At 62.2% G+C, this 23,172-nt stretch carries 16 protein-coding genes and 3 tRNA genes; 16 read left to right on the forward strand and 3 right to left on the reverse strand.

All coding sequences use genetic code 11. The features are described from left to right. Positions 1 to 41 precede the first annotated feature (41 nt). Positions 42 to 1,967 (forward strand): threonine--tRNA ligase, encoded by a 1,926-nt coding sequence (gene thrS, locus ACQ6S1_RS01255; protein WP_445039354.1) that lies wholly within the window; start codon positions 42 to 44, stop codon positions 1,965 to 1,967. Positions 1,968 to 1,970: 3 nt separating this feature from the next. On the opposite strand, the gene ACQ6S1_RS01260 is transcribed toward thrS, so the two are convergent. Then, on the reverse strand, positions 1,971 to 2,933 hold the full coding sequence (locus ACQ6S1_RS01260; RefSeq protein ID WP_445039355.1) for an RgsD C-terminal domain-containing protein: 963 nt from the start codon (positions 2,931 to 2,933) through the stop codon (positions 1,971 to 1,973). Positions 2,934 to 3,038: 105 nt separating this feature from the next. Between ACQ6S1_RS01260 and ACQ6S1_RS01265 the strand changes: the two genes are divergently transcribed. The 3 genes from ACQ6S1_RS01265 to ACQ6S1_RS01275 all read left to right on the forward strand — a co-directional run bounded on the left by ACQ6S1_RS01265 (position 3,039) and on the right by ACQ6S1_RS01275 (position 5,470). Next, a complete protein-coding gene (locus tag ACQ6S1_RS01265; RefSeq protein ID WP_445039356.1) occupies positions 3,039 to 3,605 on the forward strand; it encodes a nitroreductase family protein in 567 nt (188 codons plus the stop codon). Further along, positions 3,602 to 4,228 carry a flavin reductase family protein gene (locus tag ACQ6S1_RS01270; protein WP_445039357.1) on the forward strand — a complete coding sequence of 209 codons (627 nt, stop codon included), beginning with the start codon at positions 3,602 to 3,604 and terminating at the stop codon, positions 4,226 to 4,228. The genes ACQ6S1_RS01265 and ACQ6S1_RS01270 overlap by 4 nt, the downstream gene beginning before the upstream one ends. Positions 4,229 to 4,291: 63 nt before the next feature. Beyond that, positions 4,292 to 5,470 (forward strand): DUF2336 domain-containing protein, encoded by a 1,179-nt coding sequence (locus ACQ6S1_RS01275; protein WP_445039358.1) that lies wholly within the window; start codon positions 4,292 to 4,294, stop codon positions 5,468 to 5,470. Between the two features lie 73 nt (positions 5,471 to 5,543). On the opposite strand, the gene ACQ6S1_RS01280 is transcribed toward ACQ6S1_RS01275, so the two are convergent. Both ACQ6S1_RS01280 and rlmB read right to left on the reverse strand, forming a co-directional pair. Then, positions 5,544 to 7,175 carry an MFS transporter gene (locus ACQ6S1_RS01280; RefSeq protein WP_445040229.1) on the reverse strand — a complete coding sequence of 544 codons (1,632 nt, stop codon included), beginning with the start codon at positions 7,173 to 7,175 and terminating at the stop codon, positions 5,544 to 5,546. A 485-nt stretch (positions 7,176 to 7,660) separates the two neighbouring features. Continuing rightward, positions 7,661 to 8,446 (reverse strand): 23S rRNA (guanosine(2251)-2'-O)-methyltransferase RlmB, encoded by a 786-nt coding sequence (gene rlmB / locus ACQ6S1_RS01285; RefSeq protein ID WP_445039359.1) that lies wholly within the window; start codon positions 8,444 to 8,446, stop codon positions 7,661 to 7,663. Positions 8,447 to 8,613: 167 nt separating this feature from the next. Between rlmB and ACQ6S1_RS01290 the strand changes: the two genes are divergently transcribed. The 12 genes from ACQ6S1_RS01290 (at position 8,614) to rpoC (ending at position 22,743) form a co-directional block, all read left to right on the forward strand. Further along, positions 8,614 to 8,698 (forward strand) — tRNA-Tyr (locus tag ACQ6S1_RS01290). Between the two features lie 18 nt (positions 8,699 to 8,716). Continuing rightward, a tRNA-Gly gene (locus ACQ6S1_RS01295) sits at positions 8,717 to 8,790 on the forward strand. Between the two features lie 107 nt (positions 8,791 to 8,897). Beyond that, positions 8,898 to 10,088, forward strand: a complete 1,191-nt coding sequence (tuf, locus tag ACQ6S1_RS01300; protein WP_445039360.1) for an elongation factor Tu — start codon at positions 8,898 to 8,900, stop codon at positions 10,086 to 10,088. A gap of 366 nt (positions 10,089 to 10,454) precedes the next feature. Next, positions 10,455 to 10,531: transfer RNA gene (locus ACQ6S1_RS01305), tRNA-Trp, on the forward strand. A gap of 114 nt (positions 10,532 to 10,645) precedes the next feature. Beyond that, positions 10,646 to 10,837 (forward strand): preprotein translocase subunit SecE, encoded by a 192-nt coding sequence (gene secE, locus ACQ6S1_RS01310; protein ID WP_445039361.1) that lies wholly within the window; start codon positions 10,646 to 10,648, stop codon positions 10,835 to 10,837. Between the two features lie 2 nt (positions 10,838 to 10,839). Next, positions 10,840 to 11,370 (forward strand): transcription termination/antitermination protein NusG, encoded by a 531-nt coding sequence (gene nusG, locus ACQ6S1_RS01315; protein WP_445039362.1) that lies wholly within the window; start codon positions 10,840 to 10,842, stop codon positions 11,368 to 11,370. A 129-nt stretch (positions 11,371 to 11,499) separates the two neighbouring features. After that, complete coding sequence (gene rplK / locus ACQ6S1_RS01320) at positions 11,500 to 11,934, forward strand: 50S ribosomal protein L11 (protein WP_445039363.1); 435 nt, start codon at positions 11,500 to 11,502, stop codon at positions 11,932 to 11,934. Between the two features lie 4 nt (positions 11,935 to 11,938). Continuing rightward, positions 11,939 to 12,634, forward strand: a complete 696-nt coding sequence (rplA, locus tag ACQ6S1_RS01325) for a 50S ribosomal protein L1 (protein WP_445039364.1) — start codon at positions 11,939 to 11,941, stop codon at positions 12,632 to 12,634. Positions 12,635 to 13,079: 445 nt separating this feature from the next. Further along, positions 13,080 to 13,595, forward strand: a complete 516-nt coding sequence (gene rplJ / locus ACQ6S1_RS01330; RefSeq protein WP_445039365.1) for a 50S ribosomal protein L10 — start codon at positions 13,080 to 13,082, stop codon at positions 13,593 to 13,595. Between the two features lie 45 nt (positions 13,596 to 13,640). Beyond that, positions 13,641 to 14,021 carry a 50S ribosomal protein L7/L12 gene (gene rplL / locus ACQ6S1_RS01335; protein WP_445039366.1) on the forward strand — a complete coding sequence of 127 codons (381 nt, stop codon included), beginning with the start codon at positions 13,641 to 13,643 and terminating at the stop codon, positions 14,019 to 14,021. A 250-nt stretch (positions 14,022 to 14,271) separates the two neighbouring features. Then, positions 14,272 to 18,381, forward strand: a complete 4,110-nt coding sequence (gene rpoB / locus ACQ6S1_RS01340; RefSeq protein WP_445039367.1) for a DNA-directed RNA polymerase subunit beta — start codon at positions 14,272 to 14,274, stop codon at positions 18,379 to 18,381. A 171-nt stretch (positions 18,382 to 18,552) separates the two neighbouring features. Then, on the forward strand, positions 18,553 to 22,743 hold the full coding sequence (gene rpoC, locus ACQ6S1_RS01345) for a DNA-directed RNA polymerase subunit beta' (protein ID WP_445039368.1): 4,191 nt from the start codon (positions 18,553 to 18,555) through the stop codon (positions 22,741 to 22,743). The last annotated feature ends 429 nt before the right edge of the window (positions 22,744 to 23,172 follow it).

Below are 23,172 nucleotides of genomic sequence, written 5' to 3' on the forward strand. Positions count from 1 at the left end.
TACCTGCTTGGTTCGCAGGGCTGAGCGACGAGGATTTTCTTATGCCTATCCTGACCTTTCCCGATGGCGCCGCGCGTGAATACCCCGCAGGCTCCACAGGCCTCGACGTGGCCAAGGCCATTTCGCCCTCGCTTGCGAAGCGCACCGTGGCGATGGCGTTGGACAGCACCGTCCACGATCTGTCCGACGTGATCGAGACTGATGCAAAGATCGAGCTGATCGGGCGAGATGATCCGCGCGCGCTGGAATTGATCCGGCACGATGCGGCCCACGTCCTGGCTGAGGCAGTGCAGGGGCTTTTCCCGGGAACGCAGGTCACCATCGGCCCGGTGATCGAGAGCGGCTTCTACTACGATTTTCACCGCGACGAACCCTTCTCCACGGAGGATTTGGCCGCCATCGAGAAGCGCATGCGCGAGATCATCCAGCGCGACCAGCCGTTCACCAAGGAGATCTGGACGCGCGAGCAGGCGAAGGACTTTTTCAGGGCGGCTGGTGAAGAGTTCAAGGTCGAGCTCGTCGACGCGATTCCCGAAGGGCAGGATCTGAAGATCTACCGGCAGGGCGAATGGCTCGATCTGTGCCGCGGCCCGCACATGACGTCGACGGGCAAAGTTGGCACGGCCTTCAAGCTCATGAAGGTGGCGGGCGCTTATTGGCGTGGCGACAGCAACCGCCCGCAATTGCAGCGCATCTACGGCACGGCCTTCGCCAAGCAGGAGGAACTCGACGCTTATCTCCACCAGCTCGAAGAGGCCGAACGTCGCGACCATCGCAAATTGGGTCGCGAGATGGACCTCTTCCACTTCCAGGAGGAGGCGCCGGGCTCGGTGTTCTGGCACAAGAAGGGCTGGACGTTGTTCCAGGCCCTGATCGCCTATGTGCGGCGCCGCAACGACGCTGCCGGCTATGAAGAAGTGAATTCGCCGGACATGATGGACCGCAGTCTGTGGGAGACCTCGGGCCATTGGCAGACTTACCGGGAGAACATGTTCACGACCAAGACGGAGGACGAACGCGTCTTCTCTCTGAAGCCGATGAACTGCCCGGGCCATGTCTGCATCTTCAAGAACGGCTTGAAATCCTACCGCGATCTACCTGTGAAGATTGCGGAATTTGGAAAAGTGCATCGCTATGAGCCGTCAGGTGCTCTGCATGGTCTTTTGCGGGTGCGCTCGTTCACGCAAGACGATGCGCATATCTTCTGCACGGCCGACCAGATCATGGCCGAGAGCCTGAAGGTCAACGACCTGATCCTGTCGATCTATAAGGATTTCGGCTTCGAAGAGGTGCGGATAAAGCTGTCCACCCGCCCCGAAAAGCGGATTGGCTCCGATGAAGTGTGGGACCGCGCGGAACAGGCCCTGGTCGCGGCGTTGGACGCGTCGGGACGGCCGTACACGGTCAATGAAGGCGAGGGCGCCTTTTATGGGCCCAAGCTGGAATATGTGCTGCGCGATGCCATCGGCCGTGATTGGCAATGCGGCACGCTACAGGTGGATTTCAACCTTCCGGGCCGATTCGGTGCGTTCTACATCGCGCCGTCGGGCGAAAAGGTGGAGCCCGTGATGCTTCATCGCGCCATGCTCGGGTCGCTGGAGCGATTTACGGGCATCCTCATCGAGCAGCACGCCGGCGCATTTCCCATGTGGCTGGCCCCGCAGCAGGTGGTGGTCGCAACCATCACCCAGGACGCCGACGATTACGCGCGCGAGGTGGCGGAGGTGCTGCGAGCGGCGGGTGTTCGCGCCGATTCCGATCTCCGCAACGAAAAGATCACCTACAAGGTACGTGAGCATTCGCTGGCCAAAGTGCCGGTGCTTGCGGTGGTGGGCAAGAAGGAGGCGGCCGAGCGCACTCTGTCGATCCGCCGGTTCGGTTCGCCCAATCAGACGCCATCCTCGCTGGAAGATTTCGTCGCGCAGATGCGGGACGAAGCATCGCCGCCGGATCTCGTCCGCGGCTAAGCGTCAATTCTGGGTCAGATCGATTTGTTCGCTCTGACCCGCCGCCACCTCGAATGGCTTCTGGATGATCTTGCCCTCATAGCGGGCCACCGCCACGTATTCCCCTTCGGCGAGGACGATGTCCTTGAGATTGGTCAGGGTCTCCGAGACGACGTCGCCGCCCGGAGTGAGGATGCTCCAGGATGCGTCAGTGATTTCCTGGTTGTCGCCGCTCTTGAGGCTCAGATGGATGTGGCCTGCTTTGTGAAGCACGGCTGCTTCCGTCAGCTTGCCGGCCTCTACCCGGATTTCGGAGTTGATGCGGGCGTTGGCGTCGCCATAGGTCGAGGTGACCTGATAGGAGCCGGCGGGCAACCGCACGATCTCTCCGGCGCGCACCTCGCCGATCGGCGTTTCCATCGGATCGCCGCTCTTGTGGATCTCGAATCGCAGGAGTTCGGGCGGGATCGGCTGTCCGGCCACCGTGCCGCTGAAGCTGAGGGCGCCCGCGTTGAGGGCAATGTTCTCGGTCTGCGCCACGGAGCCGAGAACCACATGACGCGTGACGCCGACGAGCCCATAGGAGACGTGATAAATATAACCGCCGGGGTCGAGGGTCACGAGAGGGCGGGCGTCATCGGTCTCCAGCACCAGCGCGTGGTTGCCGTTTACGTCGGGCTGGTCTGAAAAAATTCGCCATTTGAGCCCCGATTCGATCGCCTCGGCACCTTCCGCGAAGAGGGCATTGAGGCCGAGCGCGGTCTTGGTCATGGAAGACGGCGAGACCGGCGCCAGTATCGGCAGGCGGCGCTGTGCGGCGCCGGGCGTCCCGTCCGGCAATTGCAGATCCGGAGGGAGTTGAAGCGCGCTGTTCGGATCTGCGAGCGCTGGCGCATTGATCTGGGCTGCAGCTGGCCCTGCCAGCCCGACCAGGGCCAGAGCAAGACACAGCCTGTTGCGGACGAAGCGTGAAGGGCGGACCACCATGTTCGTGTGGGTTCCATGAAAGCGGGGCATTTGCAAGGCAGGGCCGACCCCGCTTGCCGTCGCCGGGCTCTTTTGCGAAGACAGCCCGGCCCGAGGAGAGCTGACATGACAGACGCGACCGATCTTCTGCTGCGCCGCCGTTCCGTGCCCCCGCCGATGCTGAGTGAGCCCGGTCCCTCGGAGGAACAGCTCCGCACGATCCTTTCGATCGCCAGCCGGGTGCCGGACCACGGCAAGCTTGCTCCGTGGCGCTTCATCGTGATTGCGGGTGAACATCGAGCTGCATTCGCCGACCGCCTCGCGGGCAGCGCCGCCGCGCAGCCGAATGCCGATCCCCAGCGCATCGAGCAAGATCGGAAAAGATGGAACGTGCCGTTGAGCGTTGCCATCATCAGCTGCGCCGCACCGCATGTGAAGATCCCGGAATGGGAGCAGGTTTTGTCCGCCGGCGCGGTTTGCATGAACATGATCGTCGCCGCGCATGCCCAGGGCTTCGCCGCCAGCTGGCTGACCGGAAAGGCTGCCTATGATCCGGCCGCGGCCGAGATTCTCGGTCTGAAGGAGGGCGAGAAGGTCGCGGGCTTCATCCACATCGGCACCCGTGACGGTGATCCCGGAGATCGGCCCCGCCCGCCGCTGGACGAGATCGTGACCCTTTGGACGGGCGCGTGAGCGACACCCATTTCTACGAACCGCGCGAAGGGCATCGCCTTCGATACGATCCCTTCAAGGCCATTGTCGCGCCGCGCCCGATCGGCTGGATTTCGACGATCGACGCGCAGGGTCGCCCCAATCTCGCGCCCTACAGCTTCTTCAACGCTTTCTGCACCGCGCCGCCGATATTGGGTTTTTCCAGTCAAGGTTGGAAGCACAGCGTCGCGAATATCGATGCCACGAGCGAGTTCGTCTTCAACCTCGCCACGCGCGAACTGGCCGAGAAGATGAACATCACAGGTGCGGACTGGCCGGAGGGCGTCGACGAGATGACGCAGGCCGGCCTTGAGGCTGCGCCGTCACGTGTGGTCCGCGCGCCTCGCGTAGCCGCGAGCCCGGCGGCGTTGGAATGTCGCCTGCTGAGCATTACGCCGCTGCACGATCTGGAAGGCCGCGCGGTCGATAATTTTCTCGTCGTCGGACAGGTTGTTGGCGTGCATATCGGCTCGGCCTTTCTCAAAGACGGTATGTTCGACACCGCCGCCGCGCACCCGATCGCCCGCTGCGGCTATGCCTCCGATTATGCCGAGGTGGCGAGCTTGTTCACGCTGAATCGGGTGCCGGGTCGGGAAGGCCATTAACGAACGGTTTACCATGTAGGGCCAGTCTTTCGGGAGTTGAGTACGCTCCCGGAGGGCTCCATCATGACCCATTCATCGGTCTGCACGAGCGCGGATCACACGGAACGGCCCGATATCGTGGATCGCTTCCTGGCCTGGCTTCCGAGCGCCCATGCGTCCGAGCGTGCCGAAGCCGCCGGCGCCCTGGCGCGGGCCTTTCTCTACTCCGACCTCAGCGATACCGCGTATCAGGCCGCAGAATGCGCGCTGACGCTTCTGATGGACGATTCATCGCCCGACGTGCGGCGTAGCATCGCGGAAGTGTTTGCCCGGTCGGAGCAGGCGCCACGAAACCTCGTCTTCGTGCTGGCGCACGACGTGAGCGAAGTTGCCCTTCCGGTTCTCGTCCTCTCGCCAGTGCTGCAGGACGCAGATCTTGCGGAGATATTCACCACACGTGGCGAACAGGAGAGATCGGCGATCGCGGCCCGAACGCGGATTTCGGAAGGGCTGGCGCGCCTGATCGCCGAACATGGCTCGGTTGACGTCTGCACGATTCTCGCCCGCAATCCGGAGAGTCGGTTGAGCGGGGGCGCGTTTGCGTTTCTGGCGCAGCGGCATGCCGCCGACGATTCTTTGCGTGCGGCCTTGCTGGAACGCGACGACCTGTCACTGACGGAACGGCACCTTCTCGTCATGGCGCTGGCGGAGCGCTTTGGTGTTCTCGCGGTCGATCAATTCGGCATGACCCATGATCGCGCGCGGCGCATGTCGCGTGACAATTGCGATCGGGCCGCGCTTCACATGTCGGAGATCGCCGGCGAGGAGGTGGCCGATCTGCTTGCTCACCTGCGGGCGTGCGGACACCTCACCGCAGCGCTCATGCTCGAAGCGGTGGCCGGCGGCAACCTTGCCTTCGTCGGAGCCGCGTTGAGCGAGCTGACGGGACAGGATGCGGACCGTGTGCGCCGGATGATGGACGATCCGATGGGCGCCGGCTTCCGGGCGCTGCATCGCGACGCCGGCCTGCCACGATCTTCGCTGACCATTTTCCAGCAGGCGCTTCTTGGCTGGGGAGAGACCGGACGCGACGCCGCCAGCGCACAAGACCGCCGAGCCGTGGCCGAGCGTTCGCTCGCGGAGGCGCCGTCCGCGAGCAGCGCCTACTCGCTGCTGAACCGCATGGCTGCCGAAGCCGCGCGCGAGATTGCCCGGGACAGCCGGGTCGGGGCGCGTCCGCAGCAATTGCCGGCTGCGGCCTGAGACGCCCGGCGACGGCGTTTGCAGAAATGAAAAAGGCCCCGCCGAAGCGGGGCCTTCTCTTTGCCTGCGGTGCTCAGTGCCAGTTTTCGAGGTCGCGATCCTTGGTCTCGGGTGCAAGCAGCACGCCGATGACCAACGTGCCGAGGGCAATGATGATCGGATACCAAAGGCCGGAATAGATGTTTCCGGTGGCCGCCACGATGGCGAAGGCCGTGGGCGGAAGAAAGCCGCCGAACCAGCCATTGCCGATGTGGTAGGGCAGCGACATGCCCGTATAGCGGATACGGGTGGGGAACATCTCCACCAGCCACGCCGCAATCGGGCCGTAGACCATCGTGACGTAGAGTACGAGCAGGAACAGCAGGAAAATTACCATCGGCTTGTTGATGGCGGCGGGGTCTGCCTTTGCGGGGTAGCCGTGGTCGGTGATGGCCTTGGTCACGGCCGCGTTGAAGGCGTCCTGCTGGGGCTTCAATTCCGCCGGGGAGAGGCCCATTCCCTGCACCGACGGGATAACGGTATCGCCGACCTTTACCTGGGCGACTGTTCCCGCCGGCGCGTCGATGTTCTCATAATTGACCGAGCGTGCCGCGAGCGAAGCCTTCGCAATGTCGCAGGAAGACGTGAACTTGGCTGTGCCCACCGGGTTGAACTGGAATGAGCACTCGTTCGGATCGGCCGTGACACTCACCGGTGCGGAGGCCTGCGCAGCCTCAAGTGCCGGATTCGCGAAATGGGTGATGGCCTGGAAAATAGGAAAATAGGTGAGGGCGGCGAGCAGGCAGCCGCCCAGAATGATGGGCTTGCGGCCCACTTTGTCCGACAGCCACCCGAAGACGATGAAGAACGGAGTGCCGAGCAGCAGTGCGATAGCGATGTAGATGTTCGCGGCGGCGCCATCCACCTTCAATGTCTGGGTCAGGAAGAACAGCGCGTAGAACTGGCCGCAATACCAGACGACGCCCTGACCCGCGGTGCCGCCGAGAAGGGCGATCAGCGGAATCTTGGCGTTCTTCCACGTGCCGAACGCATCCTTGAGCGGCTGCTTGGACGTCGAGCCTTCTTCCTTCATGCGCTGGAAGGTGGGGCTTTCGTTCAGCGTGAGCCGGATCCAGACCGAGATGCCCAGGAGCACGATCGAGATCAGGAACGGGATGCGCCAGCCCCAGGCTGCGAACGCTTCCTCGCCGAGATAGGTGCGGGTGCCGAGGATGACGAGCAGGGACAGGAAAAGGCCGCCCGTCGCCGTCGTCTGAATGAAGGACGTGTAGAACCCACGCCGGCCATGCGGCGCGTGCTCGGCCACGTAGGTTGCGGCGCCGCCATATTCTCCACCCAGCGCGAGGCCCTGCAAGAGCCGCAGCACAATGAGGATGACGGGCGCCAGAACGCCCCAGGTCGCATAATTGGGAAGGACACCCACCAGGAAGGTGGACACGCCCATAATCAGAATTGTGATGAGGAAGGTGTGCTTGCGGCCCACCATGTCGCCGAGCCGGCCGAACACGATAGCCCCGAAGGGACGGACAGCGAAACCTGCGGCAAAGGCCAGCAGCGCGAAGATGAAGGCCGCTGTTTCGTTGACGCCCGAAAAGAACTGACGGGCTATGATCACGGAGAGTGATCCATAGAGGTAGAAATCATACCATTCGAACACGGTGCCGAGGGAGGAGGCGAAGATCACCTTCTTCTCTTCACGCGTCATGTCACGTCTGGGTGCCCGCTGAGGAGCCAGCTCTTCCGCATATGTCATTGTGCGTTTCCCTCCGACGGCTCGAGGGCGTGTGTCGCCCTTCATTTGCCGGCTGGGAAAAGCTTAGCGTGGCTTTTCGTCGCTGGGACACAACTTTTTGTAACAGTGCACCGTGTTTTTGCGCCTGAAAAAGCCTGTGGCTGCACCCATATAGGTTGTATGGGCAAACTTGCATGGTTCCTTGGAGCGCTCGGTGCGGCAGCCACATTGTGGACCGGACCTCCGCCCGCTCACGCCCAGGCAGACAAGCGCTGGTCACTGGATGCGCAGCGATCCACCCGCATTCATCGTCCTTCCGAGATCAGGCGAGGAATTCCTCGAAAGCAGCCGAAGGCCCGCATCCGCGATCTGGAGGCGCCGCAGGTGCCGAGAGCCGGAAGCCGCGGTGCACCGAGCTATGGCACACCTGCCGATCCCCTGAAGCGGGCTCCGTCCCCTTAAGCGCGGGCCGCCCGATGCGCTGCATGCAAAGCGATGGCAGCGGCGTTCGAGACATTCAGGCTCTTGATCGCACCGGGCATATCCATGCGCGCGAGCACGTCGCAATATTCCCGTGTCTTCTGGCGCAATCCCTTGCCCTCCGCGCCGAGGACGAGCGCCAACGGCCGGGGGAGCGCGACGTCGTCGAGATTTTCCGTCGCTTCCGAATCAAGGCCCACGCGCAGATAGCCGCGCTCTGCCAGTTCATCGAGCCCCCGCGCCAGATTGGTCACGGTGATGAAGGGAACGTGTTCAAGCCCTCCCGATGCCGATTTTGCCAGGACGCCGGTTGCGGCCGGCGAATGGCGATTGGTCGTCATGATGGCGTCCACGGCGAAGGCCGCGGCCGTGCGCAGTATGGCGCCGACATTGTGGGGGTCTGTGACCTGATCGAGCACGAGCACGAGGCCGTTGTCCGGCAGCGTCCTGATGCGCGGAACGGGCAGGGGATCTGCTTCGAGATAGAGACCCTGATGAACCGCGTCCGGGGTCACCAGGCGATCGATCTCTCCCGGGCGCACGATCTCCGGCGCGATCGCCAGAGGTGCCTGTTCCTCTTGCAGGCGCTTCATCGCGTTTTCGGTCGCGAGCAGCCGCCGCACCCGCCGCTTCGGATTGTTGAGCGCCTCGAAGACCGAGTGGAACCCATACAGAATCACGAGGTCGTCATCCGATTCGGCAGGACGGCGCGGCCGCTGATGTGGCGCGAATTTCGGATTGAACGGGCGGGGAGGACGGCTCATGGTCGGTTCTTGTCACGCCCTGCACCTGTTGGCAACGAACACAAATGCAGGTTCGTTGTTGACAGCGCGGCGCGACGTCACGATAAGAACCGCCGCTGGACATGGGGTTTTCGGACCTTGTGTTTCCCGCGTCTGCGAGTCACATCGCCTTTTCAGGCTGGAATCGCGGGGGAGTGTCCCGAGCGGCAAAGGGGGCGGACTGTAAATCCGCTGGCTATGCCTTCGCAGGTTCGAGTCCTGCCTCCCCCACCAGGCCGCCTGTGCGAGCAAGCGGGTGTAGCTCAATGGTAGAGCAGCAGCCTTCCAAGCTGAATACGAGGGTTCGATTCCCTTCACCCGCTCCACTCGCAAGGCCCGCATGACGCTCTGCGCTTGCAGTGGCGCGCGAAACCCCTTATCGAACCGCCGCCAAGAAATCCTCATCACTTGAGCTCAAGGAACCTGGTTCGCCATGGCCAAAGAGAAGTTTTCGCGGTCGAAGCCGCACTGCAACATTGGAACGATTGGTCACGTTGACCATGGCAAGACGTCATTGACGGCTGCGATCACGAAGGCGCTTGCGGAGTCGGGTGGTGCGACGTTTACGGCGTATGACCAGATTGACAAGGCTCCTGAGGAGAAGGCTCGCGGCATCACGATTTCGACGTCGCATGTCGAGTACGAGACGACGAACCGCCATTATGCGCACGTCGACTGCCCTGGCCACGCCGATTATGTGAAGAACATGATCACGGGTGCGGCGCAGATGGACGGCGCGATCCTGGTTGTTTCGGCGGCTGACGGCCCGATGCCGCAGACGCGCGAGCACATCCTTCTGGCGCGCCAGGTTGGTGTTCCGGCTCTGGTGGTGTTCCTGAACAAGGTGGACCAGGTCGACGATCCGGAGCTTCTGGATCTGGTTGAGCTGGAGGTTCGCGAGCTTCTGTCGAAGTACGATTTCCCGGGCGACGACATTCCGGTGGTTCGCGGCTCGGCGCTTGCGGCGCTCGAGGATTCGAACGCAGAGATCGGCCGTGAGGCGGTCCTGAAGCTGATGGCCGAGGTGGATGCCTACATTCCGCAGCCGGAGCGTCCGGTTGACCAGCCGTTCCTGATGCCGGTCGAGGACGTGTTCTCGATCTCGGGCCGTGGCACGGTTGTGACGGGTCGTGTCGAGCGCGGCATCGTGAAGGTCGGCGAGGAAGTCGAGATCGTCGGCATTCGTCCGACGACGAAGACGACGGTGACGGGCGTGGAGATGTTCCGCAAGCTGCTCGACCAGGGCCAGGCGGGCGACAACATCGGCGCGCTTCTGCGCGGCACGAAGCGTGAGGACGTGGAGCGCGGCCAGGTGCTGTGCAAGCCGGGTTCTGTGAAGCCGCACACGAAGTTCAAGGCCGAGGCCTACATCCTGACGAAGGAAGAGGGTGGCCGCCACACGCCGTTCTTCGGCAATTACCGTCCGCAGTTCTATTTCCGCACGACGGACGTGACGGGCGTGGTGACGCTTCCCGAGGGCACCGAGATGGTGATGCCGGGCGACAACATCACGGTCGAGGTGACCTTGATCTCGCCGATCGCCATGGAGGAGAAGCTGCGCTTCGCCATCCGTGAAGGCGGCCGTACCGTCGGCGCAGGCGTCGTCGCAAGCATCATCGAGTGATTGCCCGGGCGCGGCGGTTTATCCCTGCCGCGCTGATTTTCCTTCTGGCGGCCTCGATGCCGTCAGTGGGCTTTGCCCAATGTCCCGAGCGGCCTGCCTGCCGGGGCTGCGGATGCAAGGGCGGTCCGGGATATCGTGGTCCGGACGGTCGATGCGTCGGGTTCGGCAACCTCGACAAGGTCTGCGGCACGCCGCCGACCCGGAAATGCGTTTTTGAAAATGCGCCGGGCACGGGTCTCAACCCGGACTGTGCCCGGCGGCCGAAAACACCGGGAGCGTCGCGTCCGGGCGTATGAAAACGGGATCGCTCTTGAATTCGAGCGAGGGGCGTGTATTAAGCGCCCACTCGAACGCGGTCTTCCGTGTAGGAGTGTAGCTCAACTGGTCAGAGCACCGGTCTCCAAAACCGGGGGTTGGGGGTTCGAGTCCCTCCACTCCTGCCATCGGGCAGGATCGCCGGGCCGGCGCGGGTCCGGCCTGGAATGTCGAAACTGCGCTATTTGAACAACCGGGGGGCTTCGCTTGACGGCGCCCTCCGCCAGTCGTGACAAGAGGCCATGGCAAATCCGGTAAAGTTCTTTCAGGAGGTCCGCGCGGAAACGGCCAAGATCACGTGGCCGACCCGTCGTGAGACGCTCATCACGACGGCCATGGTGTTCGTGTTCGCGGTTATCGCGTCCATCTTCTTTCTCGTGGTCGATCAGGTGCTGCGCATCGTTGTGACCTTCGTCCTCGGCATCGGGAACTGATCATGGCCAAGCGCTGGTACATCGTTCACGCCTATTCCAACTTCGAGAAGAAAGTCGCCGAGGCGATTCGCGAATCCGCGGATCAGCGCGGTTTGGGCGAAAGCTTTGACGAGATTCTCGTCCCGACCGAAAAGGTCGTTGAGGTGCGCCGGGGCCGTAAGGTCGATACGGAGCGCAAATTCTTCCCCGGCTACGTGCTGGTGAAGATGGATATGAACGATGAGACCTACCATCTCATCAAGAACACGCCGAAGGTGACGGGCTTTCTGGGCGCGGACAACAAGCCGACGCCGATTCCCGAATCCGAAGCGATGCGCATTGCGCAGCAGGTTCAGGAAGGCATCGATCGGCCGAAGCCCTCCATCTCGTTCGAGGTCGGCGAGCAGGTCCGCGTGGCCGATGGGCCGTTCGCATCCTTCAACGGGGTCGTCGAGGAAGTCGACGAAGGCAGGGCCCGCCTCAAGGTTGCGGTGTCTATTTTCGGCCGCGCCACGCCGGTCGAGCTGGAATACGGACAGGTCGAGAAGATCTGACGTTTGCCCGTTCCGCATTTTCTGGAGCGGGTTGAAGCGTGGGAGGCAGGTGCGGGGACACGCCAGTCCCGTATCGGAGCTGTACCACGAGCACAGAGCCGGCCATGCCGGCGCATTGTGGAGTAGAATATGGCGAAGAAAATTGCCGGCTATATCAAGCTGCAGGTGAAGGCCGGGTCCGCGAACCCGTCTCCGCCGATCGGCCCCGCGCTCGGCCAGCGCGGTCTCAACATCATGGAATTCTGCAAGGCGTTCAACGCGCAGACCGCCCAGATCGAAAAGGGCACCCCGATTCCGGTGGTCATCACCGCCTATCAGGATCGCTCCTTCACCTTCATCATGAAGTCTCCGCCGATGAGCTTCTACCTGAAGTCGGCGGCAAAGGTTGGCAAGGGCTCCCAGACGCCCGGCAAGGGCGCGACGGTCGGGTCCGTGACCAAGGCTCAGATCCGCGAGATCGCCGAGCAGAAGATGAAGGATCTGAACTGCTCCAGCGTCGAAGCCGCCGCCAGCATGGTCGAAGGTTCCGCCCGCTCGATGGGCCTCGCAGTGGTGGAGGGCTGAGATCATGGCAAAGATTGGAAAGCGTGTCGCCAAGGGACGCGAGGGCATTGACGCCACCAAGCTCGTTTCGCTGGATGACGCCGTAAAGCTCATCAAGGAGCGCGCCACGGCGAAATTCGACGAGACCATCGAGGTCGCGCTGAATCTCGGCGTCGATCCCCGCCATGCTGATCAGATGGTCCGTGGCGTCTGCCAGCTGCCCAACGGCTCGGGCCGCACGATGCGTGTCGCCGTGTTCGCACGCGGCGCAAAGGCGGACGAGGCACGCGAAGCTGGCGCAGAGATCGTCGGTGCCGAGGATCTGCTGGAAATCGTGCAGGGTGGAACGATCGACTTCGATCGCTGCATTGCAACTCCCGACCTGATGCCGCTTGTTGGCCGTCTCGGTAAGGTGCTCGGCCCGCGCGGCCTGATGCCGAACCCGAAGGTCGGCACGGTGACCATGGACGTGAAGGGCGCGGTTGCTGCTGCCAAGGGCGGCGCCGTCGAGTTTCGCGTCGAAAAGGCCGGCATCATTCATGCAGGCATTGGCAAGGCAAGCTTCGACGCCGAAAAGCTGGCCGAGAACATCCGTGCTTTCACTGATGCCGTGGTGAAGGCAAAGCCGACCGGCGCCAAGGGCACTTATGTGCAGAAGGTTGCGATCAGCTCCACGATGGGCCCGGGCGTTCGCGTCGAGCCGTCGACGGTTCTCGCCTGAAAAGAGGCGAGAGGAACAATTTTCCTCTCGCTGATGGAACGATTTCATCCCTCCCGATAATAAGGGGGTGACGAAGCACATTCCTTCACCTATAAAGCCCGACGCGCCGGAGCGGACCGGCGCGTTGAGGCAATTTAGACATTGTTATTTCCGTTCGGCTCTGTCGAACGGAGTAGGGGAGGGCGTCAGCCCTCCTTCGTCCTGTCCGAGACTGCGGGCGTTCGCGGATTATCCGTGAACTTAAATCGATCGAGCCAGCACAGACGGGTAAGAGCAGTTTTGGGGCATTGCCCCACATACGGTTCGAACCTCTAGGACCTCCTGATCTTCGCTGTCGCAAAGATCTGAAGGGACAGGGCACAAAGCGTCGCCTTCGTGTTTCACGCAGGCGGCAAGTGCACCCGGCGGCCCGGCTTCGGCTGGTTCGCCTGACTGGAGAGAGCACGTGGATCGTGCGGAAAAGCGTGAATCGGTCGCGCAACTGAACCAGGTGTTCCAGAACGCCGGGGTCGTTGTCGTTGCCCATTACTCGGGCCTGACGGTCTCTCAGCTGTCGTCGCTTCGGCGGCAGATGGCGGAGGCGGGCGCCAGCCTGAAAGTGGCGAAGAACCGCCTCGCAAAGATCGCTCTCGAAGGCACCGACGTCGCTCACTTGGGTAACCTGCTCACAGGTCCCACGGTTCTCGCCTACAGCGATGACCCGGTGGCGGCGACGAAGGTCGCGGTTAATTTCGCCAAGGGTAACGACAAGCTCGTGATCCTGGGCGGCGCATTGGGTGCGACCTCCCTGAATGCAGACGGCGTGAAGGCTCTGGCCACTATGCCGTCCCTCGACGAACTGCGCGCGAAGATTGTCGGCCTGGTCCAGGCTCCGGCAACGAAGCTCGCGCAGCTCTCGACCGCGCCGGCTGCCAAGCTGGCACGTGTGTTCGGGGCCTATGCCGACCGAGACGCGGCCTGAGGCCGTTAATCAACACATCTTGTTCGAACCGTAAGGAATACCCACATGGCTGACCTGTCCAAGCTCGTTGACGAGCTTTCCAACCTGACCGTTCTCGAGGCTGCCGAGCTGGCCAAGCTTCTCGAGGAGAAGTGGGGCGTCTCCGCGGCTGCTGCCGTGGCTGTTGCCGCTCCTGCCGCTGGCGGCGCTGCTGGCGGCGCTGCTGCTGAAGAGCAGACCGAGTTCACGGTCGTTCTTGCCGCTTTTGGCGACAAGAAGATCGAGGTCATCAAAGAAGTCCGTGGCATCACCGGCCTCGGCCTCAAGGAAGCTAAGGACCTCGTCGAGGGCGCTCCGAAGCCCCTCAAGGAAGGCGTCTCCAAGGACGAAGCCAACAAGCTCAAGGAAGCCCTCGAGAAGGTTGGCGCAAAGGTCGAGATCAAGTGATCTCCCTGCGGAGCACCGGCTCCGCGGACATGATTATTCCGGGCGCTCCATCGCGCCCGGAATTTCCGCATCCGACCCGATCGGCTGCGTCTAACTGAGAATAACAGGCTGCGGGGCTGCGTCCGGAAGGGCGTATGCGACGCGGCTTTTTGGCCCTTGAAGAAAGGGCCACATCCGAGGACCTTCCAAGGTCCGCCCCGCTGACCCATCAGGGGCGCGGGAGCAGCGAGAGCGAAGCGAGAGACGCCACATGGCTCAGACGTTCACCGGCCGCAAACGTGTCCGCAAGTCCTTCGGCAAGATCACCGAAGTTGCGGAAATGCCGAACCTGATCGAGGTGCAGAAGGCTTCCTACGATCAGTTCCTGCAGATCGATTACACGGCGGATCAGCGGACGGACGAAGGGCTCCACGCCGTTTTCAAGTCGGTGTTCCCGATCTCGGACTTCGCCAACACGGCGCTCTTGGAATTCGTGAAGTACGAGTTCGAGCAGCCGAAATACGACGTCGACGAATGCCGCCAGCGCAGCATGACGTTCGCCGCGCCGCTGAAGGTCACGCTTCGCCTCATCGTGTTCGATGTCGATGAAGAGACCGGCGCGAAGTCGGTCAAGGACATCAAGGAGCAGGACGTCTACATGGGCGATATGCCGCTCATGACGATGAACGGCACCTTTATCGTCAATGGCACCGAGCGCGTGATCGTTTCGCAGATGCACCGTTCGCCGGGCGTGTTCTTCGACCACGATCGCGGCAAGACGCACGCTTCGGGCAAGCTCTTGTTCGCCGCCCGTATCATTCCCTATCGCGGTTCCTGGCTCGACATCGAGTTCGACGCGAAAGACATCGTGTATGCGCGCATCGACCGGAAGCGTAAGATTCCGGTGACGTCGCTGCTGTACGCGCTCGGGCTCGACAGCGAAGAGATCCTCCAGACCTTCTACAACAAGATTCTCTACAAGCGCACCAAGGACGGCTGGCGCGTGCCGTTCAGCGCTGAACGGATGAAGGGCTTCAAGGCTCAGGTCGATCTGGTCGACGCCGACACGGGCGAGGTCGTGCTCGAGGCCGGCAAGAAGCTGACGGTGCGCGCTGCCCGCCAACTTGCGGAGAAGGGCGTGCAGGCCCTTCGTGTGTCCGACGAGGATCTCGTCGGTTCGTATCTGGCCGAGGACCTCGTGAACGAGGAGACCGGCGAGATTTATGTCGAGGCCGGCGAGGAGATCACCGAAAAGACCCTCCAGGCACTCGAAGAAACCGGCTACAACGAGATCGAGCTGCTCGATATCGACCACGTCAACGTGGGCGCCTACATCCGCAACACGCTTGCCGCGGACAAGAACACCGGCCGCGATGGCGCGCTGTTCGACATCTATCGCGTGATGCGGCCCGGCGAGCCGCCGACCCCCGATACTGCGCAGGCGATGTTCCAGTCGCTGTTCTTCGATCCGGAGCGCTACGATCTTTCGGCTGTCGGACGCGTGAAGATGAACATGCGCCTCGACCTCGATGCGCCCGACACACAGCGCACCCTGCGCCGCGAAGACATCCTGTCCGTGATCAAGACCCTGGTCGATCTGCGTGACGGCCGCGGCGAGATCGACGACATCGACCATCTTGGCAACCGCCGGGTGCGCTCGGTCGGCGAGCTGATGGAGAACCAGTACCGCGTCGGCCTGCTCCGCATGGAGCGCGCCATCAAGGAGCGTATGTCCTCGGTCGAGATCGACACGGTGATGCCGCAGGATCTGATCAACGCCAAGCCGGCGGCGGCTGCCGTGCGCGAGTTCTTTGGCTCGTCGCAGCTGTCGCAGTTCATGGATCAGACCAATCCTCTGTCGGAGATCACCCACAAGCGCCGCCTCTCGGCGCTCGGTCCGGGCGGTCTGACGCGCGAGCGCGCCGGCTTCGAGGTGCGCGACGTGCATCCGACGCATTACGGCCGCATCTGCCCGATCGAGACTCCGGAAGGCCCGAACATCGGCCTTATCAACTCGCTGGCGACGTTCGCCCGGGTGAACAAGTACGGCTTTATCGAGAGCCCCTACCGCAAGGTCGTCGATGGCCAGGTGACCGACGAGGTTGCTTACCTGTCGGCGGTTGAGGAGAGCAAATACACCGTCGCGCAGGCTAACTCCGCGGTGGATCAGAACGGTCGCTTTACAGAAGACCTCGTTGTTTGCCGTCATGCCGGCGACGTGACTTTGATCCCGGCCGACCGCGTCGACCTCATGGACGTTTCGCCCAAGCAGCTCGTTTCCGTGGCCGCGGCGCTCATCCCGTTCCTCGAGAACGATGACGCCAACCGCGCGCTCATGGGCTCGAACATGCAGCGTCAGGCGGTTCCTCTCGTTCGCTCCCAGGCACCGCTCGTCGGCACCGGCATGGAAGCGATCGTGGCCCGCGATTCCGGTGCAGCCATCGCTGCCCGTCGCGGCGGTATCGTCGATCAGGTGGATGCGACGCGTATCGTCATCCGCGCGGATGAGATGGACCCGAACCGTCCGGGCGTCGACATCTACAATCTGATGAAGTTCCAGCGCTCGAACCAGTCGACCTGCGTCAACCAGCGTCCTCTGGTGAAGGTCGGCGAGAAGGTCACCAAGGGCGACATCGTGGCTGACGGCCCGTCGACGGACCTCGGCGAACTGGCGCTCGGCCGGAACGTGCTCGTCGCGTTCATGCCGTGGAATGGCTACAACTTCGAGGATTCCATCCTTCTCTCCGAGAAGATCGTGTCCGATGACGTCTTCACCTCGATCCACATCGAGGAGTTCGAAGTTGCGGCCCGTGACACGAAGCTCGGCCCGGAGGAAATCACGCGCGACATTCCGAACGTCTCGGAAGAGGCGCTGAAGAATCTCGACGAATCCGGCATCGTCTACATCGGCGCGGAGGTTCGTGCGGGCGATATCCTGTGTGGCAAGATCACGCCGAAGGGCGAGAGCCCGATGACACCGGAAGAGAAGCTTCTGCGCGCCATCTTCGGCGAGAAGGCGTCCGATGTCCGCGACACGTCGCTTCGCGTGCCTCCGGGTGTGCAGGGCACGGTCGTGGAAGTGCGGGTGTTCAACCGCCACGGCGTCGAAAAGGACGAGCGCGCTCTGGCCATCGAGCGTGAGGAGATCGAGCGTCTGGCCAAGGACCGTGATGACGAACTCACGATTCTCGACCGCAACGTCTTCGCCCGTCTCGTAGAAGTGCTCGACGGACAGATCGGCGTCGCGGGCCCCAAGGGCTTCAAGAAGGAGACCGCGCTGTCACGCGACGTGCTCGACGAATATCCGCGGTCGCAATGGTGGGCGTTCGCCGTCGCCGAGGATCGCGTGATGAGCGAGCTCGAAGCGATGCGCAAGCAGTACGACGATGCGAAGAAGCGGCTCGAGCAGCGCTTCCTCGACAAGGTCGAAAAGCTGCAGCGTGGCGACGAGTTGCCTCCGGGCGTCATGAAGTCGGTCAAGGTCTTCGTTGCTGTGAAGCGCAAGATCCAGCCCGGCGACAAGATGGCCGGTCGTCACGGCAACAAGGGTGTCGTGTCGCGCATCGTGCCGGTCGAGGACATGCCGTTCCTGGCCGATGGCACCAATGTCGACATCGTGCTCAACCCGCTCGGCGTGCCGAGCCGCATGAACGTGGGACAGATTCTCGAGACGCATCTCGGCTGGGCCTGTGCGGGTCTCGGTCGTCAGATCGGGGCGGCGATCGAAGCCTATAAGGCGGGCGCGGGCGCTCAGGAGCTGGTTGGCAAGCTGCACGAGGTCTACGGCGAGGACGAGACGGTCAAGTCGATGTCCGAAGACGAGCTCATCAGCATGTCGGAAAACCTTCGGAAGGGCGTTCCCATTGCCACGCCCGTGTTCGACGGTGCCAAGGAACTGGACATCGAGCGACACCTCCAGATGGCAGGGCTCAACGAGACGGGCCAGTCCACGGTGTTCGATGGCCGTACGGGCGATCAGTTCGATCGTCAGGTCACGGTCGGCTACATCTATATGCTGAAGCTGCACCACCTTGTGGACGACAAGATCCACGCGCGTTCGATCGGTCCGTATTCGCTCGTCACCCAGCAGCCGCTGGGCGGAAAGGCGCAGTTCGGTGGCCAGCGCTTCGGCGAGATGGAAGTGTGGGCACTCGAGGCGTATGGCGCGGCCTACACGTTGCAGGAGATGCTGACGGTGAAGTCCGACGACGTGGCGGGCCGCACCAAGGTCTACGAAGCCATTGTCCGTGGCGACGATACCTTCGAAGCCGGCATTCCGGAGAGCTTCAACGTGCTCGTCAAGGAGATGCGTTCGTTGGGCCTCAATGTCGACCTCACGGCAACCAACCGGCAGGTTCCGCCGGCCGACGCTGCCGAATAAAGAAACACGACAACAGGTCTTTCCCCGCGGGAAAGACCTCGAACGTCATGTTCCGGCGCGGCCGGAGCATCCGGGCGGTTCAGCCGTCGGGCCTGACAAAAAAGGCGACGCCTATCAAATCGCCGGCGGACGGCAGGGCCTGGTCCCAAAGTCCGCATTGAGGAGAAGAAGATGAATCAGGAAGTGATGAATCTTTTCAACACGGCGGCGCCGGCTCCGAGCTTCGATCAGATCAAGATCTCGATCTCGAGCCCTGAAAAGATCCTCTCCTGGTCGTTCGGTGAGATCAAGAAGCCGGAGACGATCAATTATCGCACGTTCAAGCCGGAACGTGACGGCCTCTTCTGTGCGCGCATTTTCGGTCCCATCAAGGATTACGAGTGCCTGTGCGGCAAGTACAAGCGGATGAAGTACAAGGGCGTCATCTGCGAGAAGTGCGGCGTCGAGGTGACCCTGTCGCGCGTTCGCCGCGAGCGGATGGGCCATATCGAGCTCGCTGCGCCGGTTGCGCACATCTGGTTCCTGAAGTCGCTGCCGAGCCGCATCGGCCTTCTGCTGGATATGACGCTGCGTGATCTCGAAGCGATCCTGTACTTCGAAAAGTATGTCGTTCTGGAGCCGGGTCTGACGCCGCTCAAGGATCGCCAGCTTCTGACCGAGGAAGAATACGTCACCGCTCAGGATGAGTATGGAGACGACAGCTTCACGGCTCAGATCGGGGCGGAGGCCATCCGCGAGATCCTCAAGGCGATGGACCTCGGCAAGATTGCCGAGAACCTTCGCACCGAGATCGGCGAGACGGACAGCGACATCAAGAAGAAGAAGTTCACGAAGCGTCTGAAGATCGTCGAGGCCTTCATCGAATCCGGCAACAAGCCGGAATGGATGATCCTGACGGTCGTTCCGGTCATTCCGCCGGATCTGCGCCCGCTGGTGCCGCTTGACGGCGGACGCTTCGCCACGTCGGATCTGAACGATCTGTACCGTCGCGTCATCAACCGCAACAACCGCCTGAAGCGGCTCATCGAGCTGCGCGCGCCGGACATCATCATCCGCAATGAAAAGCGGATGTTGCAGGAATCGGTTGATGCGCTGTTCGACAACGGCCGTCGTGGTCGTGTCATCACCGGCGTCAACAAGCGTCCGCTGAAATCCCTTGCCGATATGCTGAAGGGCAAGCAGGGACGCTTCCGCCAGAACCTGCTTGGCAAGCGCGTCGATTATTCTGGCCGTTCCGTCATCGTCGTCGGTCCCGAGCTGAAGCTTCATCAGTGCGGCTTGCCGAAAAAGATGGCGCTCGAGCTGTTCAAGCCCTTCATCTATGCGCGTCTCGACGCCAAGGGCCTTGCGACCACCGTCAAGCAGGCGAAAAAGCTGGTCGAGAAGGAGAAGCCCGAAGTTTGGGATATCCTCGACGAGGTTATCCGCGAACATCCGGTGCTTCTGAATCGTGCGCCGACGCTTCACCGCCTTGGCATCCAGGCGTTCGAACCCACGCTCATCGAAGGCAAGGCGATCCAGCTGCATCCGCTGGTTTGCTCGGCGTTCAACGCCGACTTCGACGGCGACCAGATGGCTGTGCACGTTCCACTGTCGCTCGAAGCGCAGCTGGAAGCGCGCGTCCTGATGATGTCGACCAACAACATCCTGCATCCGGCCAATGGTCTGCCGATCATCGTGCCGTCCCAGGACATCGTTCTTGGCCTTTACTATCTGTCGCTCGTGCGCGACGGAGCGATCGGGCAGGGCATGGTGTTCGCCGACATGGGTGAGGTCGAGCACGCGCTGTTCCACAAGCAGGTCACGCTGCACTCGAAGATCAAGGGCCGCTTCACCACCGTCGACGCGGACGGTAACGAAGTCTCGAAGATCTACGAGACCACGCCCGGCCGTATGATGCTCGGACAGCTTCTGCCGAAGCACCCGAAGGTTCCTTTCGACGTCGTGAACAAGCTCATGACGAAGAAAGAGATCTCCAACATGATCGACACGGTCTACCGTCACTGCGGTCAGAAGGAATCGGTGATCTTCTGCGACCGTGCAATGGCGCTGGGCTTCCACAACGCGTTCAAGGCAGGCATCTCGTTCGGCAAGGACGACATGGTTATTCCCGAGACCAAGTCGAAGATCGTCGAGACGACGCGTACGCTCGCCAAGGAATACGAGCAGCAATACCAGGACGGCCTGATCACTCAGGGCGAGAAGTACAACAAGGTCGTCGACGCCTGGGCGAAGTGCACCGACAAGATCGCTGAAGAGATGATGGGTCGGATTTCGGCCGTCCAGAAGGACGAGCAGGGCACCGACAAGCAGATCAACTCGATCTACATGATGGCTCATTCGGGAGCGCGTGGTTCGCCGGCGCAGATGAAGCAGCTCGCCGGCATGCGTGGCCTCATGGCCAAGCCGTCGGGCGAGATCATCGAGACGCCGATCATTTCGAACTTCAAGGAAGGCCTGTCGGTTCTCGAATACTTCAACTCGACCCACGGCGCTCGTAAGGGCCTTGCGGACACCGCGCTGAAGACCGCGAACTCCGGCTATCTGACGCGTCGTCTCGTCGACGTGGCGCAGGACTGCATCATTACCGAAACGAGCTGCGGCACCGATGAGGGCATTCGGGTTCGCCCGGTGGTCGACGCCGGCCAGATCGTGGCCACGCTCGGCATGCGCGTGCTGGGCCGTACGGCGGCCGAGGATGTGGTGCAGCTTTCGACGGGCGATGTCATCGTGCCGGCGAAGAAGCTGATCGACGAGGCCGATGTCGAGCGTCTCACGAAGGCCGGTATTCAGGAGGTCAAGATCCTCTCGGTGCTGACCTGTGAGACCAAGGTCGGCGTCTGCGCCATGTGCTATGGCCGCGACCTGGCTCGCGGTACGCCCGTCAATCACGGCGAAGCGGTTGGCGTCATTGCGGCGCAGTCGATCGGTGAGCCGGGCACCCAGCTCACCATGCGTACCTTCCATATCGGTGGTACGGCGCAGCTGGCGGACACCTCGTTCCTCGAATCGAGCTTCGAAGGTGTCGTGCGCATCCGCAACCGGCACGCTGCTCGCAACAGCGAAGGCGATCTGATCGTTATGGGGCGTAACGTCCAGATTGTGATCGAGGACGCCGAGGGCACGGAGCGCGCGACGCATCGCCTGCAATACGGCTCCAAGCTGCGCGTGGACGAGGGCGACCAGATCAAGCGCGGTCAGCGTCTTGCGGAATGGGACCCCTACACCCGTCCTATCGTGACCGAGGTGGATGGATCGATCGATTTCGAGGACCTCGTCGAAGGTGCGTCCATCACCGAGACGACCGACGAATCGACCGGCATCACCAAGCGTGTTGTCCTCGATTGGCGCACATCGAACCGCAACCAGGATCTGCGCCCCGCAATCGTCGTGCGCGGGCAGGACGGCAAGATCCTTCGTACGCCGAAGGGTGGTGAGGCTCGTTACCTCCTCCCGGCCGAGGCGATCATTTCGGTCAATCCGGGTGGTTCGGTGAAGGGCGGCGATATCGTCGCACGTATTCCGACGGAGAGCGCCAAGACCCGCGACATCACCGGCGGCCTGCCGCGGGTGGCGGAGCTGTTTGAAGCGCGTCGTCCGAAGGATGCTGCGATCATCGCCGAGGTGTCCGGCACGATTTCCTTCGGGAAGGACTACAAGAACAAGCGCAGGCTTTCGATCCAGCCTCACGAGGACGGCGGGGATGCGGTCGAATACCTGATCCCGAAGGGCAAGCACATCTATCTGCAGGACGGCGACGTCGTGGAGAAGGGCGATTACATCGTCGACGGCAACCCCGCGCCGCATGACATTCTGGCCATCAAGGGCGTGGAGGCATTGGCCGCCTACCTCGTCAACGAGATCCAGGACGTCTATCGGCTGCAGGGCGTGCAGATCAACGACAAGCACATCGAGGTGATCGTTCGTCAGATGCTGCAGAAGGTCGAGATCGACGATTCGGGTGACACGGACCTCATTGCCGGCGAGCAGGTCGACCGGATGGAGCTCAACGACATCAACGATGCGATCATCGCCGATGGCAAGAAGCCGGCATCCGGAAAGCCGGTGCTGCTCGGCATCACCAAGGCTTCGTTGCAGACACGTTCGTTCATCTCGGCGGCCTCTTTCCAAGAGACCACCCGCGTGCTCACGGAGGCAGCCGTCAACGGCAAGTCCGACACGCTGGAAGGCCTCAAGGAGAACGTCATCGTCGGCCGCCTGATTCCGGCTGGAACGGGTGCGGTGATGAACCGCATTCGCGAGGTGGCGACCCGCCGCGACGATCTTATCGTTGCGCAGCAGGAAGCCGATCACCGTGCGGCGCAGAGTTCGGCGCCGATGATCGAAGGGCCGGCAGAGTAATCCTGCCAGCTTGGTCAAATAGAGAGGGGCTGCCCTATGCGGGGCCGCCCCTTTTTGATTCTCGTCTCTCGATGGGGCGACGCCGATTCGTCTCGCCTGATTCTAAGAGATCGATACACTCGGCATCTCGCTGAAGCGGATGCCAAGCAAACCCGGCACAAGTCATCTCTGTCTTTGGCAAGTCGGGATGGGCAGTTCTTTCGCCTGTTAACGATGTCTTAATTCAATGAAAACAGGCCAAGGGCTTGACGTGAAGCGGCGATATGCGTAAAAGCCGCCTACTCCAGCAGGCAGGTAGTTTCTGTTTTCACTGCGCCAAGCGGTGAAGTTTCGAAGCTAGACGCTGTTGGTAACAAATTTAATTGCCGTAGGTCACATGACCGCTTTGCGCATGACGCAGGGTGGTCCTCTGTCTGGGCATCGCCCGCT

The sequence above is a fragment of the Terrihabitans aquatilis genome, assembly GCF_052542005.1.